At 68.7% G+C, this 14,245-nt stretch carries 12 protein-coding genes; 8 read left to right on the top strand and 4 right to left on the bottom strand.

Features of this window, described 5'->3' with window-relative positions; translation table 11 throughout:
- Positions 1-30 precede the first annotated feature (30 nt).
- From ACZ7KI_RS09755 to ACZ7KI_RS09740, 4 genes are read left to right on the top strand one after another with little or no spacing between them, the layout of a single operon-like run.
- A complete protein-coding gene (locus ACZ7KI_RS09755) occupies positions 31-1,035 on the top strand; it encodes an ABC transporter substrate-binding protein (RefSeq protein ID WP_470272746.1) in 1,005 nt (334 codons plus the stop codon).
- Positions 1,036-1,043: 8 nt separating this feature from the next.
- Positions 1,044-1,814: an ABC transporter permease gene (locus ACZ7KI_RS09750; protein ID WP_465502378.1), complete on the top strand. Its 771-nt coding sequence runs from the start codon at positions 1,044-1,046 to the stop codon at positions 1,812-1,814.
- Positions 1,811-2,644, top strand: coding sequence for an ABC transporter permease (locus tag ACZ7KI_RS09745; RefSeq protein ID WP_470272745.1), 834 nt, complete (start codon positions 1,811-1,813; stop codon positions 2,642-2,644). The genes ACZ7KI_RS09750 and ACZ7KI_RS09745 overlap by 4 nt, the downstream gene beginning before the upstream one ends.
- 24 nt (positions 2,645-2,668) lie before the next feature.
- Positions 2,669-3,523: an ABC transporter ATP-binding protein gene (locus tag ACZ7KI_RS09740; RefSeq protein ID WP_470272744.1), complete on the top strand. Its 855-nt coding sequence runs from the start codon at positions 2,669-2,671 to the stop codon at positions 3,521-3,523.
- A gap of 366 nt (positions 3,524-3,889) precedes the next feature.
- Here the strand turns inward: ACZ7KI_RS09740 and mdlC are convergent, their stop codons facing one another.
- The 3 genes from mdlC to ACZ7KI_RS09725 form a co-directional block, all read right to left on the bottom strand.
- Positions 3,890-5,473, bottom strand: a complete 1,584-nt coding sequence (gene mdlC, locus ACZ7KI_RS09735; protein ID WP_470272743.1) for a benzoylformate decarboxylase — start codon at positions 5,471-5,473, stop codon at positions 3,890-3,892.
- Between the two features lie 90 nt (positions 5,474-5,563).
- Positions 5,564-6,241 carry a copper homeostasis protein CutC gene (locus ACZ7KI_RS09730; RefSeq protein WP_470272742.1) on the bottom strand — a complete coding sequence of 226 codons (678 nt, stop codon included), beginning with the start codon at positions 6,239-6,241 and terminating at the stop codon, positions 5,564-5,566.
- A gap of 16 nt (positions 6,242-6,257) precedes the next feature.
- Positions 6,258-8,966, bottom strand: coding sequence for a sensor histidine kinase (locus ACZ7KI_RS09725; RefSeq protein WP_470272741.1), 2,709 nt, complete (start codon positions 8,964-8,966; stop codon positions 6,258-6,260).
- Positions 8,967-9,157: 191 nt separating this feature from the next.
- Here ACZ7KI_RS09725 and ACZ7KI_RS09720 point away from each other — a divergent pair, with 191 nt between their 5' ends.
- On the top strand, positions 9,158-10,114 hold the full coding sequence (locus ACZ7KI_RS09720) for an ABC transporter substrate-binding protein (protein WP_470272740.1): 957 nt from the start codon (positions 9,158-9,160) through the stop codon (positions 10,112-10,114).
- On the opposite strand, the gene ACZ7KI_RS09715 is transcribed toward ACZ7KI_RS09720, so the two are convergent.
- Positions 10,111-10,752 (bottom strand): LppU/SCO3897 family protein, encoded by a 642-nt coding sequence (locus ACZ7KI_RS09715; protein WP_470272739.1) that lies wholly within the window; start codon positions 10,750-10,752, stop codon positions 10,111-10,113. The two genes, ACZ7KI_RS09720 and ACZ7KI_RS09715, sit on opposite strands and share 4 nt — an antisense overlap.
- An 84-nt stretch (positions 10,753-10,836) precedes the next feature.
- On the opposite strand from ACZ7KI_RS09715, the gene ACZ7KI_RS09710 reads away from it, so the two are divergent.
- The 3 genes from ACZ7KI_RS09710 to ACZ7KI_RS09700 all read left to right on the top strand — a co-directional run bounded on the left by ACZ7KI_RS09710 (position 10,837) and on the right by ACZ7KI_RS09700 (position 14,234).
- Positions 10,837-12,483, top strand: coding sequence for a DNA repair helicase XPB (locus ACZ7KI_RS09710; protein ID WP_470272907.1), 1,647 nt, complete (start codon positions 10,837-10,839; stop codon positions 12,481-12,483).
- 127 nt (positions 12,484-12,610) lie between these two features.
- Entirely contained in the window at positions 12,611-13,366 is a 756-nt protein-coding gene (locus ACZ7KI_RS09705; RefSeq protein WP_470272738.1) for a DUF4253 domain-containing protein, read from the top strand.
- 52 nt (positions 13,367-13,418) lie between these two features.
- On the top strand, positions 13,419-14,234 hold the full coding sequence (locus ACZ7KI_RS09700; RefSeq protein ID WP_470272737.1) for a DUF72 domain-containing protein: 816 nt from the start codon (positions 13,419-13,421) through the stop codon (positions 14,232-14,234).
- Positions 14,235-14,245: the final 11 nt, after the last annotated feature.

Below are 14,245 nucleotides of genomic sequence, written 5' to 3'. Positions count from 1 at the left end.
TCCGAGGAGCTGGCTTTGTTTCGAAACGCCATGAGCAAGAGTGGTGCACGCAGGGGACGGGGTGCCATCGGTGTCGCGCTGAGCGCGCTCATGCTGGCCACGTTGGGCGCCTGTGGTGCCCTCGGAGGCGATGACTCGTCCAAAGCGTCCGGTGGCGACGGCGCGCTGGAGAAGCCGAAGATCAAGGTGGCCCTGCTGCCGGTCGTCGACCTCGCACCGCTGCGCCTGGCGCAGGAAGGCGGCTACTTCAAGGCCGAGGGTCTCGAGGTCGAAGCCGTCGACGCCCCCAGTGGTCAGGCGTCGATGACCAAGATGATCGGTGGCGAGGTCGACATCGCCTTCTCCACCTACATGCCGTTCTTCGTCGCGAAGAGCAAGGGCGCGGCCGACATCCGGCTCGTCGCCGACTCCGTGTCGGCCAGCCCGAAGAGCAACGCGGTGGTCACCGTCCCGAGGTCGCCGGTCAAGACGATCAACGACCTCGCGGGCAAGAAGATCGCGATCACCGACAAGAACACCGCCTCCCACCTGCTCACCGTCTCGGTGATGAAGGACCACGGCGTCGACACCAGCAAGGTCCAGTGGGTGCCGATGGCGCTGCCCAACATCGCCGCCGCGCTCGCGTCGGGTCAGGTCGACGCGGGCTACCTGCCCGAGCCGTTCCTGACACAGGCCTCCAAGGTCGCGGGCGCGACCCCGGTCGTCGACATCGCGACCGGTGCCACCCAGGACTTCCCCCTGGCCGGCTTCGGTGCTCTCGGCTCCTTCGTGGACAAGAACCCGAAGACCCTCGCGGCGTTCCAGCGTGCGCTGGCCAAAGCCGTGCGTGATTCGGCCGACCGCTCCAAGATCGAACCGCTGATCGTGAAGTACGCCAAGGTCGACGCCGAGACCGCGTCACTGCTCACGCTGCCGACGTTCGGGGCCACCCTGGACCCCCGTCGCCTGCAGCGCGTGCCGGACCTGCTGCTGCAGACCGGCGTGCTGACCGCGAAGCTCGACGCCGCTCCGATGCTCGCCCCTCAAGCTGGATAAAGGTAAAGGTGCCACGACTTCTCCGTGCCCTGGCCGGTCTGGCCGGTTTCTTCCTCATCTGGGAAGTGATCGTCCAGGCCGGCCTGGTCCGCAAAGAGTTCCTCCCCCCGCCGTCCGTCGTCCTCGTGACGATCTTCGAACAGTTCGGCGAGGTGCAGTTCATCCGCGACCTGATCGCCACGTTCCTCGCGTGGGCGATCGCCCTGCTCATCGCGGTCGCCGTCGCCGTACCCGCGGGGCTGCTGCTGGGCAGCGTCCCCGGGCTGCGCACCGCGACCGCGGTGATCATCGAGTTCCTGCGGCCGATCCCCGCCGTCGCGCTGATCCCGCTGGTGCTCCTGCTGATCGGTGGCGGCCCCGAAGCGAAGATCACGCTCGCCGTGTACGCCTCGTTGTGGCCGATCATGTTCAACACGATCTACGCGCTCGGCGAGATCGACCCCGTGCTGATGGAAACCGCGAAAGCCTGCGGTACCGGCAAGTTCCGGACGATGACGTCGGTGGCGCTGCCGCATACCGCGCCGTTCGTGTTCACCGGGGTCCGGCTGTCCGCCAACATCGCGCTGATCGCGGTGGTCAGCACCGAGTTCCTGGCCGGCGCCAAACTCGGCATCGGCAACTTCATCATGCAGGCCAGTACCGGTTCCACCAGGTTCGACCTCGTGCTCGCCGGCACCGTGGTGGTCGGCGTACTCGGCTTCCTCATCAACGGCGGGCTGGAAATGATCGGCAGGCGGGTCTTCCGCTGGAGCACGGTCGATCGGGAGGCTGTCTCGTGACGACCCTCACGCTGTCCAGCCGCGTCGGCAGGCGCGTCGGCCGGGGCATCGGCATCCTGGTCCGCAACTGGCTGCTGTTCTTCGCGCTGGTCGGGATCTGGGAGCTGTCGACCCGGCTCGCGGAGAGCCCGTTCTTCCCGCCGCCGTCCGAAATCATGGCCACCTCGGTGAAGCTGTGGTTCAGCGGTCCGGCGTCCCAGCTGTTCTTGACCGACACCGTGTTCGACAACGTCCTGCCGAGTCTCGGCCGGACGCTCGGCGGCTGGCTACTCGCGGGCGTCGTCGGCGTCGCGCTGGGTGTCGCGTTAGGACGGTCCAAGACCGGGATGGACTACGTCGGCCCGCTTTTCGCCTTCTTCCGCTCGGTGCCGCCGCCCGCGCTGATCCCGGTGTTCATCGTCCTTTTCGGACTCGGGCCGGGGATGCAGACCGGGTCGATCATCTTCGGCGCAATCTGGCCGGTGCTGCTCAACACCGTCGACGGCGTCCGGTCGGTCGACCAGGTGAAGGTCGACACCGCGAAGTCGTTCCGGACCCCTCGGTCGTACTGGGTGCGCTCGGTCGTCCTGCCGGCCGCCGGGCCGAAGATCTTCGCGGGTCTGCGGCTGAGCCTGTCCATTTCCCTGCTGCTGATGGTGATCTCGGAACTGGTCGGCTCCTACAACGGCATCGGCCGGTCACTGATGGACGCCCAGCAGGCGTTCGACTTCCCGCTCATGTGGTCGTGGCTGGTCCTGCTGGGCCTGCTCGGCTTCGGGTTCAACGCGGCCTTCCTCGCGGTGGAGCAGAGAGTGCTTCGCTGGCAGCCCACCCGCAACGGCCGTATCTAGTCTTTCTTTCGAAGGGTCAGCAAGATGTCAACCATGCTCGAAGTCTCCGGGCTGAACCACCGGTACGGCGCGGGAGAAAAGGCGCACGTCGCGGTCAACGACCTGTCGTTCACCGTGGAAGCCGGTCAGCTCGCGAGCATCGTGGGCCCGTCGGGCTGCGGCAAGTCGACGCTGCTGCGTTGCATCGCCGGGCTGATCAAGCCGACGTCCGGCCGGGTCAGCCTGCACGGCGACGACGTCTCCGGTGTGCCGGAGGATCTGGCCGTGGTGTTCCAGGACTACAGCCGCTCGCTGTTCCCCTGGCTCTCGGTCGCGAAGAACGTCGAGTTTCCCCTGCGGTGGCGTAACTTGAGCCGCTCGGAGCGGCGTACGCGGGCGCAGGAGGCGCTGGAGTCGGTCGGCCTGTCCGGCGTCGGCTCGAAGTTCCCGTGGCAGCTCTCGGGCGGTATGCAGCAGCGTGTGTCGATCGCGCGGGCGCTCGCGAGCCGTCCCGCCCTGCTGCTGATGGACGAGCCGTTCGCGTCGGTCGACGCGCAGACGCGGTTCGAGCTCGAGGACCTCACCCGGCGTGTGCAGCGTGAGAACGGGAGCACGGTTCTCGTGGTCACGCACGACATCGACGAGAGCGTCTACCTGTCGGACCGGGTGCTGGTGCTGTCGAAGTCGCCCGCCACGATCGTCGCGGACCTGCCGGTGGGGCTGCCCGCGGAACGGGACCAGATCACCACGCGCGAGTCCTCCGAGTTCGTGACGCTGCGCGGTGAGGTTGCGCGACTGCTGCACGGCGGCGCTCCCGAGGCGGTTACTGCCGCTGCCGACGCCGCCGAATACGAACTGGCGCAGCAGGACGCCGCTGCCGAGGCCCGTACGAAGAGCTGAAGCCCCGCTGGTCGCTGGTCGCTGGTCGCTATGCCGTGAAGGACTCCTTGAGGGACCCAGAGTCCCTCGAAGTTCCCCTCACCCATCGGGAAGACCATCACAAGTCTCAGCAGCACCACCAGTCACAACGGCTGCGCGTGAAGGCCCCCTTCACGCGTTCCCCAGTACATGAAGGCCCCCATCACTGCGCTAGGCGCAAGGAAGGGAGCCATCATGTACTTCCCGCGAGCAAAGCCGCAGACCACGCGTAGCACTCACGACCGTGTTCGGAGCCCCGGAGCCCCCGGAGCCCAGGTGGCCCCTACGGGCGCCATGAAAGGACCTTTTCTTGCAAATTTTGCAAGAAAAGAGCCTTTCCTGGCGCGCTCAGTACAGCTTGCGCGGGTTCGCGTCGATGCGGACGTGCACCAGATGGGGCCGCTCGTCCGGCAGCGCGGCCTCCAGCGTGGGCTTGAGGTCCTCGGCGCGCTCGACGACCGACGTCCGCAGGCCGAGACTCTTCGCCAGCGCGGGGAAATCGATGCCGCCGAGGTCGACGCCCGGCACCTTCTCGCCGCCCGCCGCCTCGCCGAGGATGCGCACGGCGGCATACTGCGCATTGTCGAAGATCACGAACGTGATCGGCAGGTTGTGCTGCGCCGCCGTCCACAGGGCCTGGACGCAGTACATGCTCGACCCGTCGCCGAGGATGGCGACGACCTTGCGGTCCGGGCGGGCCAGCGCCGCGCCGACGGCGGCCGGGAGACCGTAGCCGAGGGTGCCGCTGGCGACGGTGAGAAAACCCGTGTCGGTGGCCGTGATCGGCAGGTGGTCGTGCAGTTCGTTGCGGTGGCTGGGCGTCTCTTCGACGACGATCGCGTTGTCCGGCAGGACTTCCGCGATCGTGGCGTAGGCGAAGTCCGGCGCGATGGGGGTGACCGCGGCGGGCTTTTCCAACCGGGTACGGGGTTTCGGTGCTTCCCGCGGCGCGGCGCGGGCCAGCAGCGCGCGGATCGCGAGCTTCGGGGTCGCGCGGATCCCGGTACCCACCGCGGCCCTGGCCAGGATCTGGTCGTCGTCGCTGACCAGGAACAGCGGCGGCAGCGAAATCTCCGACTCGCCCCGGTACACGTGATAGGTGAACGCCGGGGCGCCGATGACGACCACGAGGTCGTGCTCGGTCAGCGCGTTCGCGACCGATTTCCGTTCCGGCTGCAGGAAACCGAAGAACTGCGGGTGGTTCTCGGGGAAGGAACAGCGGGCGGCCATCGGCGACGCCCAGACCCCGGCGCCCACCTTCTCGGCCAGTTCGACGACGTCCGGCACCGCGGCGTCGTCGTCGACGCCCGCGCCGACCACGATCGCCGGGCGCTCGGCGGCGTCCAATGCGGACACCAGTTCGTCCAAAACGGACGGGTCGGGCGCGAAGCCGGGGATCCGCGGCCGGGAGATGATGGGCTTCGTGGTCTCGACGTCCCAGTCGTCGACGGGCACCGAGACGAACACCGGACCCATGGGTGCCTGCGTCGCCATGTGATACGCCCGCGCCAGCGCCGCCGGGACGTCCTCGGCGCTGGCCGGTTCACAGCTCCACTTGACGTACGGCTTGGGGAAATTCGTTGCTTCGACGGCACCGAGGAACGGTTCGTCCGGCAGCAGTGACCGGGTCTGCTGGCCGGCGACGATGATCAGCGGGGCGTTGTTGCGGTAGGCGGTGAAGACGTGGCCCAGCGCGTGGCCGACCCCGCCCGCGGAATGCAGGTTGACCAGCACCGGCCGCCGTGACGCGCGCGCGTACCCGTCGGCCATCGCGACGACGGACGCCTCATGGAGCGCGAGGACGTAGGTGAAGTCGTCCGGCCAATCCGTGAGGAAGGCGATCTCTGTCGTCCCGGGATTGCCGAAGACCGTGGTCAGGCCCAGTTCACGCAACAGTTCCCTGGTCGCGTCACGTACGGTGCGGATAGCCATGCCCCCACGCTAGCCGGTCCGATCCCGGTGGTTGAAGATGCAACCGTCAAATCACCGTATGTGGTCTGGACCTGACCCCCCGCGTCCGGCCTAGTCCTTGACCAGCGCCGCCCATTCGCGAACGGCCGCGACGTCCACATCGGACTCCCAGCCGCCCGGCCGGACCGCGCTGCCGACGTGGAACTCACGCACCCCGCCCGCCCGCAGCAGATGCACCTGCTGTGCCCGCAGACCGCCACCGACCAGCAGCCGCGGACCGTCCGATCGGCGGGCGAGCCGCTGCAGTACCGAAAGGCCGTGCGCGACCCCGTGCGGATGCCCGGCCGCGAGCACCGTGTCGCAGCCGAGCGCGGCGAGCTGGTCGTAGGCGCGCAGCGGATCCCGTGCGCGGTCGATGGCCCGGTGGAACGTCCACGGCAGACCGTCGAGTTCCTTGGCCAGCGTCTCGCAGGCGTCGATGTCGATTTCGCTGTCCATGTCCAGGAAACCGAAGACGAACTCCCGTGCGCCCGCGTCGATCAGCCGGCCGGTGTCCGCGCGGAGCTCGTCGAGGTCGCCGGCCGCGAAGGACAGGTTGTCGCGCAGCATGACCCGCACCGGGAGGTCGGTGGCGGCGAGTACGTCACGCAGCGTCTCGACCGACGGCGAAAGTCCGTCGCTGGCCATGTCGCTGACCAGTTCGAGGCGATCGGCCCCGCCATCCTGTGCGCGCTCCGCGTCCGCCGCGGTCAGCGCGATCACTTCCAGCAGGCCGGTTTTCGAACTCATGGACCTTCCAATTCGCTTAAGCCGAGGGGTTGTCTTCACCCCGGGCGTGGCGACCGCGCCGGAACCCGCCTTGCAGGCTGGTCATCCGTTCGCGGACCGCTTCAGGGGAAAGTGAGAGTATCGGCCTCTCCCCTCGCGGCTTCTCCGGCCTGTCGTCCTGCGACCGCGCTTCGGGAACTACGGCGGGCAGCACCGGCCAAGTGTCCTCCGCGCCGTCCTCCTGCTCCAGCTCGGCGGACGTCGGCCAGGCGGGCTCAGGCTCGGGATCCGGCGCGGGCTCGGGTTCCGGCGCCTTTTCCTTCGGTGTCACCGGCTTCAGCGTCGGCTCGGTCGGCTCGTCCGGATCCTGGGTGGTTTCATCGACGGCGGCAGCCTCTTCAGCCGCCTTCACCGGCTCGAACGAGGGCAGGGACGGCGGGCCGGGTTCGGCGGGCGAAGGCCCTTCGCGCGGGCCGCCGTGGTCGAACCACTGCGAAAGCACGCTCTGGTACTTCGGCATCCGCTCGGTCGGCGAGTCCAGTTCGAGGTGGTTGCCCGCGTCGTCGTCCGAAGACGGCCACTCCGGCGCGGTCTCGCGTTCGACGACGGGCGCGCGCCGCGGCGGCCCGGCGTCCAGCACGGGCGCGAACCGCGACTCCTCGGCGCTTTCCTCCGGCTCGGGCAGCGGCGGGACTTCCAACGGTGGTTCGGGTTCCGGCTCGGGCACCACGGCGGCGGGCGATGGTTCCGGCATCGGAGCGGGCTGCGGCGCTTCGACGATGAGCCCGGCCGGCACGACGACCACCGCGGTGATCCCGCCACCGTCGGCCGACCTCAGCCGGACGTCGATGCGATGCCGGACGGCCAGCGTCGCGACCACGAACAGGCCCATCCGCCGCGAAACCTCGACGTCGACGTCCGGCGGATTCGCCAGCCGCGCGTTGGTCCGGTCGATCTCGGCCTGCGGCATCCCGGCGCCGTGGTCGGTGATCTCGATCTGCCATTCGCCGCGTTCGGTGGTGTGCCCCTCGACCTGCACCATCGTGCTCTGGTCCGAGTAGCGGGTCGCGTTCTCCAGCAACTCGGAGACCACGTGCACGAGGTCGTTCACGGCCTCGCCGCGTACCGCGATCCGCGGTGCCGCACCGAGTTCGATGCGCTGGTAGTGCTCGACCTCCGAAAGCGCCGCGCCGATGATCTCGTCGGCGACGACCGCGCCGCTGTCCTCGCGGACGACGTCGGTTCCGGAGAGCACCAGCAGGTTCTCGCTGTTGCGCCGCATCCGCGTCGCGAGGTGGTCGAGTTCGAAGAGGCCGGCGAGGGTGTCGGGATCCTGTTCGTCGGCCTCCATGCGGTCCAGCACGGAAAGCTGCCGCTCGACGAGATCCTGGCTCCGCTGCGACAGGTTCACGAACATCGCGTTGATGTTCTCCCGCAGCATGGCCTGTTCCCCGGCCAGCCGGACGGCCTCGCCGTGCACCGCGTCGAACGCCCGCGCCACCTGACCGAGTTCCTCCCGGCTGAAGACCGGGACCGGCGCGACGGCCAGCCGTCGTCGCAGGTTCTCCGGCTGCGGCTCGGGATCGCTGAGCAGACCTTCGACGGCCGCGGGCAACTGGTGTTCGGCGACCTGGAGCGCGCTGCGGCGCAGGATCCTCAGCGGCCGCAACAGCGAACGCGCGATGATCACCGACAGCACCCCTGCGACGACGAGCACCGCGAGCACGATGCCGCCGTCCCAGATCGCGGACGTTCTCGCTTGTGCGGCAAGGGTGTCCGTGCGTTCCTGCAACTGGACGAGCACCGCCTGCTGCACCTGGTGGGCCAGATTGACCGTGTACGTGGCGGCGGTGTCCCACTGGTTCGGGTCCAGCCCGCCGAGCCCCTGGTCGTTCTCGGCGCGGATGAGCGCCGATTCCACCATGTCGTTGCCGATGTCGACGATCAGGCCGATCACCGTGTCGTCGTACATCCGTTGTTGTTCGGGAGTCGCGAAGGTGCGGTAGTCGTTGCGGGCGGCGGCGAGTTCGGCCTCCGCGCCGAGCAGTGCGCGCGTCCGGTCCCGGTTGAGGCTGCCCTGTGCGAGCGCGGCCGCCATGATCGCGCGTTTGACCGACATCTGGTCCTTGACCCGCGCGAGCGCGTTGCCCGCGAGACGCAGCTTCCCGAGGTCCGGATCGGACACGTCGGCGGCGGTGGAATCGCTGATGTCGAGCAGACCGGAGATCAGTTCGCTGTAGGAGCGCAGGACCGCGTCGGCGGGAAATGCGGAGTGTTCCGCGGAAAACCGCAGTCCGGTGAGCACACGCAACCGGTCACTGGTGAGCTGCAGACTGGTCGCGGCCTTGTCGTCGAGCCTGCTCTTGCTCTCGCCGAGCGTGCGATCGAACGTGCCGATGGCATCGTCGACGCGCTTGCGCTGCTCGGTCAGTTCGGAGACGTCGCCCTTGCGATCGCCCGCCACGAACCGGACGGTGAGGTCTCGTTCGCGCTGAAGCTGATGCACCGCTTCGGCGACGGTGCTGTCGACCCGGCCGCGGGTGGCGAATTCGGCCAGCTGCCGGGCATCGCGCAGATCCGAGTTGACCCGGAGCCCGACGAGGGCGACCACCGCGAGCGCGGGGATCAGCAGCACCACGAAGAGTTTGGTACGCAGGTGCCAGTTCCGCAGCCGCCAGCGTCCTCCGACACGGGGATGCCGTTCCGCCGCGTCGCCCCCACGGGGACGCTTGTCGCGACGGGCCACCTGGTTTCCTTTTCCCACCACGGGACCCTTTCCCATGGCTGACATCGGGGACGAGAGCCCGAACCTACTGTAGAGTAACAAGGTTCGAGAACGATCGAAAGCCGCGCAATCCGGCGTCTCCCGCACGCGATCGTATGGGGCCCGGACCATACGATCCAGAAGGAGGAGCACATTCTCTCGGTAGGTGAGCGGTGGCGATGATGCGCGTCTTGGCGATTCCGCTGGTAGGAGCTCTGCTGGCGATGGCCGGTTGCGGAGTGTTTTCCGGTGGTGACCGCGGTTCCGACGCCCCGCTCGAACGGACCGAACTGCGTGTCGGCGTCGGAAGCCCCATCGACACGGCTCCGTTGAGGGTCGCCGTCGCCGGCGGGAAGTTCACCGCCGCCGGTCTTGCCGTGACCCTCGTCGACACCCCTGCCGACCAGGCGATCGCCAAACTTTCCGCGGGCGAGATCGACATCGCGTTCGCCAGCGACGTCTCCATCTTCCGCGCCGCCGCGGCCGGGACGGCACTGCAGTTGCAGGGCGAGGCCTACACCGCGGGCCGCAACACCATGGCGCTCGTCACACTCCCCGGCTCCGCGTACACCGAACCGACGCAGAAGAAGTCACCGAAGATCGCGGTGAACATGCTCGACGACGTCGGCGTGCTCGCGGCCCGCGCGGTACTCGGCACCGCGGGCGTCGACGTGAACAGGATTCAGTTCAAGCAGCACGCGTTCGACCGGATGCCGCAGGCGCTGCAGGCAGGCGACGCGGACGCGGCCTGGATGATCGAGCCGTACATCACCAGGGCCGAGAAGGAACTCGGCGCGAGCATCCTCGCCGACGGCGCACGCGGCGCGACACTGGACTTCCCGATGTCGTCCTACGTCTCGACCGGCGCCTTCGGCCAGGGCAACACGCGCACGCTCACGGCCTTCCGGAAGGTGCTCGGCGAAGCGCAGGTGCGGGCGGGCGACCCGGCCATCGTCCGCGACGCGCTGCCGACGTTCTCCGACATCGACCGGACCACGGCGTCGCTGATCTCACTCGGCACGTACCCGGTCTCCCTCAACGGCATCCGGCTGCAACGCGTCGCCGACCTGATGCACAACTCCGGGATGATCGGAGCGCGGCTCGACGTCCAGGCGATGGTGCCGCGCTAGATGTTCTCCCCGGTCGGCCGCAGGCACACAGTGCGCTCGGGCGGCCCGGAGTAGTGCAGCGCGGTGTCGTCCGACGAGCAGACGCTCTCCGAGGATCCCCGCATCACGAGCACCCGCGCCTCCGCGCCGATGTCGGTGCAGCGGACCTTCGCGATCCGCGTCTCGTGGACGACGTCGCGCAGGCAGTCCCCGGTCTCGACGTTCAGCGCCAGGCAGAGCGTCTTTTCGGCCTTCCGGCTGGAAGAACCGCCGTACAGCTCGAACTGGACGTAGTCCGAGCCACGGCATTCGGACGAGCCGGTGCGGACGTCGTCGATGCGGAAGGTCGCGCGGCTCGACGTGCAACTGGCCGTCGTGTAGCTCTGGGTGCCACCCGCCTCGTCGGTCAGGTACAGGCATTTGCCCGCCTCCACCGAGGAGAACCGGCCCGCCTGTGAGATCCCCCATGCGGCCAGGCTCCCCAGGCCCAGCGCGGCGACGACGCCCAGCACGATCGAGACCTTGGCCAGGACGCTGATCGGCGGCGGCTTGGGGAACGGCGTCGGCGGCCCCACCTCCGGCATCGAGGGCGCCTGCGGCAGGGCGGGCGCGGTGAACGGGTCGTATTCGGGCGCGCCGCCGGTCGGTGTAGTCGTCAAGGTCCCCTCCAGTCACCTGGCGTCCATCCTTCCACCAGCGGTGCCGCGACGGGAGCCGGTGTGGCCGGAACGTATAAAGGGAAGGTGACCGATGGCCCGCTGATCGTCCAGTCCGACAAGACCGTGCTCCTCGAGGTCGACAACAGCCAGGCCGACGACGCGCGGATCGCCATCGCGCCGTTCGCCGAACTGGAACGCGCGCCCGAGCACGTCCACACCTACCGGATCACGCCGCTGGCGTTGTGGAACGCCCGTGCGGCCGGCCACGACGCCGAACAGGTCGTCGACGCGCTGACGACGTACTCGCGGTTCCCCGTCCCCCAGCCCCTGCTCATCGACATCGTGGACACGATGGGCCGGTTCGGGCGGCTGCAGATCGCCAACCACCCGGCGCACGGCCTGGTCATGTCGACCATCGACCGCGCGGTGCTGGAGGAGATCCTCCGACACAAGAAGATCAGCCCGATGCTGGGCGCGCGGATCGACGAGGACACCGTCATCGTGCATCCGTCCGAACGCGGTCGGCTCAAGCAGGCGTTGCTGAAGGTCGGCTGGCCCGCGGAGGACCTCGCCGGCTACGTCGACGGTGAGGCGCATCCGATCGAACTCGACGAGGCCGACTGGGAGCTGCGTGACTACCAGCGCAAGGCCGCCGAGGCGTTCTGGGCCGGTGGGTCCGGCGTCGTGGTGCTGCCCTGCGGCGCGGGCAAGACGCTGGTCGGCGCCGCGGCCATGGCGCACGCGAAGGCGACGACGCTGATCCTGGTGACGAACACCGTCGCCGGGCGGCAGTGGAAGCGGGAACTCATCGCGCGGACCTCGCTGACCGAGGAGGAGATCGGCGAGTACTCCGGCGAGAAGAAGGAGATCCGGCCGGTCACCATCGCGACGTACCAGGTGGTCACGCGCAAGACCAAGGGCGAGTACCGGCATCTCGACCTGTTCGACTCGCGTGACTGGGGCCTGGTGGTCTACGACGAGGTCCACCTGCTGCCCGCGCCGGTCTTCCGGATGACCGCGGACCTGCAGTCGCGGCGGCGGCTCGGGCTGACCGCGACCCTGGTGCGCGAGGACGGCCGCGAGGGCGACGTGTTCTCCCTGATCGGCCCGAAGCGGTACGACGTCCCCTGGCGTGACATCGAGGCGCAGGGCTGGATCGCACCGGCGGAATGCACCGAGGTCCGGGTGACGCTGACCGACGCCGAGCGGCTCGCGTATGCGACGGCCGAGGCCGAGGAGCGGTACAAGCTGGCGGCGACCGCGGACACCAAGACAAAGGTGATCAAGTCGCTGGTCGACCGGCATCCCGGCGAGCCGACGCTGGTCATCGGGGCCTACCTCGATCAGCTGGAGATGATCGGCGACGAACTGGACGCGCCGGTGATCCAGGGCGCGACACGGAACAAGGAACGCGAAAAGCTGTTCGACGAGTTCCGGCGCGGGGAGATCAAGACGCTCGTCGTGTCGAAGGTCGCGAACTTCTCGATCGATCTGCCGGAGGCGTCGGTGGCGATCCAGATCTCCGGCACGTTCGGCTCGCGGCAGGAGGAGGCGCAGCGCCTCGGACGCCTGCTGCGGCCGAAGGGCGACGGACGGCAGGCGCACTTCTACTCGGTCGTCTCCCGGGACACCGTCGACACGGAGTACGCGGCGCACCGGCAGCGCTTCCTGGCCGAACAGGGCTACGCGTACCGGATCGTGGACGCGGACGACCTGCTCCGCCCCCTGTGACGCGTCGCGTTTAGCCCGCTAAACGCGATCCTGTGGGCGGGTCCCGCGAACGGGGTATCGAAAACTGTCGGTGCTTCGAACTAGTGTTCGGGTAGAGTTGACCGAACACCAGTTCGAGGGGAAGCCGATGACGATCGCACCGTTCCGCCAAGGCACGCCGCCCGTCCAGACCCTGCCGCCCGGCCGATGGCATGGCCGGATCTGGGTTTCGGATCTGCCTTTGGCCAGGCCGGAGCGCTACACCGGCTGCGTCGCGGAGTTCGACCGCTCCGGGCTGTGGCCGGTGCTGATCCCGCACGACCAGCGGTTCGCGGCCAACGGCGAGGACTGGATCGACGACCGCGGCAGGCTCGCCCCGGCCGACCACCGGATCGCCTCGGTGGACCCGGCCGAGGTGCTGGCCCGCTGGTGGGACACGTCGTGCTGTGACGGCGCCTGCCTGCGCCCGTTCGGCGCGAAGTTCCCCGGTCTCGCCCGCCGTCCGTCGCGCCGGGCGGATCCGCTGGCCGAGGCGGGCAACACGGGGTCGATCCTGGCCGCGCGCGCCCCGCACCGGCTCGCGCTGGTGCAGACCGAACGGCCCGCCGACATCCCGGCGATCCTGGGCTGGACGGGCATGATCAAGGCGACCGACCAGGTCCACGAGCTCTCCGCGGTCCTGCGCAGCTGGGAAGACCGCTTCGGCGCGACGCTCACGGTGCTGGGCTTCGACTCGATGGAGCTGTCGGTGGCCGCGCCGCCGCGCACCCAGGGCCGCGCGCTCACGGTCGCCGCCGAGCATCGCTCGTTCTGCCTGCCCTCGTTCGCCGGCCAGCCGGGCAATCTGCGCGAGTTCGCCTCCAGCCTCGTCCAGACCCGCCGGTGGCGGTTCTCGTGGGCCTGAGCGGGCGTTTGCGCCGGATAGAGAGGGGGAATCACCGCAGCGCGGAAAGGTGGTGATCGACGTCGCCGAGATCAGGATCGGTACCTCGGGCTGGCGCTATCCGCCGTGGCGCGGGGACTTCTACCCTCGCGGCCTGGTGCAGCGGCGCGAGCTGGAATACCTGTCCAGCCGGATGAACTCGGCGGAGATCAACGGCTCGTTCTACTCGCTGCAGCGTCCCGAGCGATACCGCGCGTGGGTCGAGCAGACACCGGACGACTTCGTCTTCGCTGTGAAGGGCGGCCGCTTCATCACGCATATGAAGCAGCTGCGTGACGTCGAGACGCCGCTGGCGAACTTCTTCGCGTCCGGGGTGCTGGCGCTCGGCAGGAAGCTGGGACCGTTCCTCTGGCAACTGCCACCACGGCTGGCGTTCGACGCCGAACGCGTCGAGAAGTTCTTCAAGCTGTTGCCGCGCACCAGCCACGCCGCCGCCAAGCTCGCGCGCGAACACGACGACAAACTCAAGGGCGAACCGCACACCGACCCGAAACCGCGCCGGAAGCTCCGGCACGCCGTCGAAGTACGGCATCCGAGTTTCGCCGAGCCGGAAAGCCTCGAACTGTTCCGCGAGCACGGCATCGCGCTAGTGGTCGCCGACACCGCGGGCAAATTCCCGTTCGTCGAAGAGATGACGAGTGACGAGTTCGCCTACGTCCGCCTGCACGGCGACGAGGAGCTGTACGTCAGCGGGTACAGCGACAAGGTCCTCGAAGAGTGGGCCCGCAAGATCGAACGCTGGGATCGCGACACATACGTCTACTTCGACAACGACGTCAAGGTCGAGGCACCGAAGAACGCCATCACGCTGGCGAATCTCCTGGCGTGAGCCGCTCACGC

It is taken from the genome of Amycolatopsis sp. NPDC039088 (genome assembly GCF_055598845.1).
The sequence above is the reverse complement of the archived record's forward strand: the minus strand, read 5'-3'. Positions and strand labels throughout refer to the sequence as shown.

What these genes read in the sequence shown, in the direction of transcription:
- ACZ7KI_RS09705 (WP_470272738.1), top strand. Translation starts at nt 12,611, where the DNA reads ATGACGATCGCACCGTTCCGCCAAGGCACGCCGCCCGTCCAGACCCTG.
- mdlC (WP_470272743.1), bottom strand. Translation starts at nt 5,473, where the DNA reads ATGGCTATCCGCACCGTACGTGACGCGACCAGGGAACTGTTGCGTGAA.
- ACZ7KI_RS09730 (WP_470272742.1), bottom strand. Translation starts at nt 6,241, where the DNA reads ATGAGTTCGAAAACCGGCCTGCTGGAAGTGATCGCGCTGACCGCGGCG.
- ACZ7KI_RS09755 (WP_470272746.1), top strand. Translation starts at nt 31, where the DNA reads ATGAGCAAGAGTGGTGCACGCAGGGGACGGGGTGCCATCGGTGTCGCG.
- ACZ7KI_RS09740 (WP_470272744.1), top strand. Translation starts at nt 2,669, where the DNA reads ATGTCAACCATGCTCGAAGTCTCCGGGCTGAACCACCGGTACGGCGCG.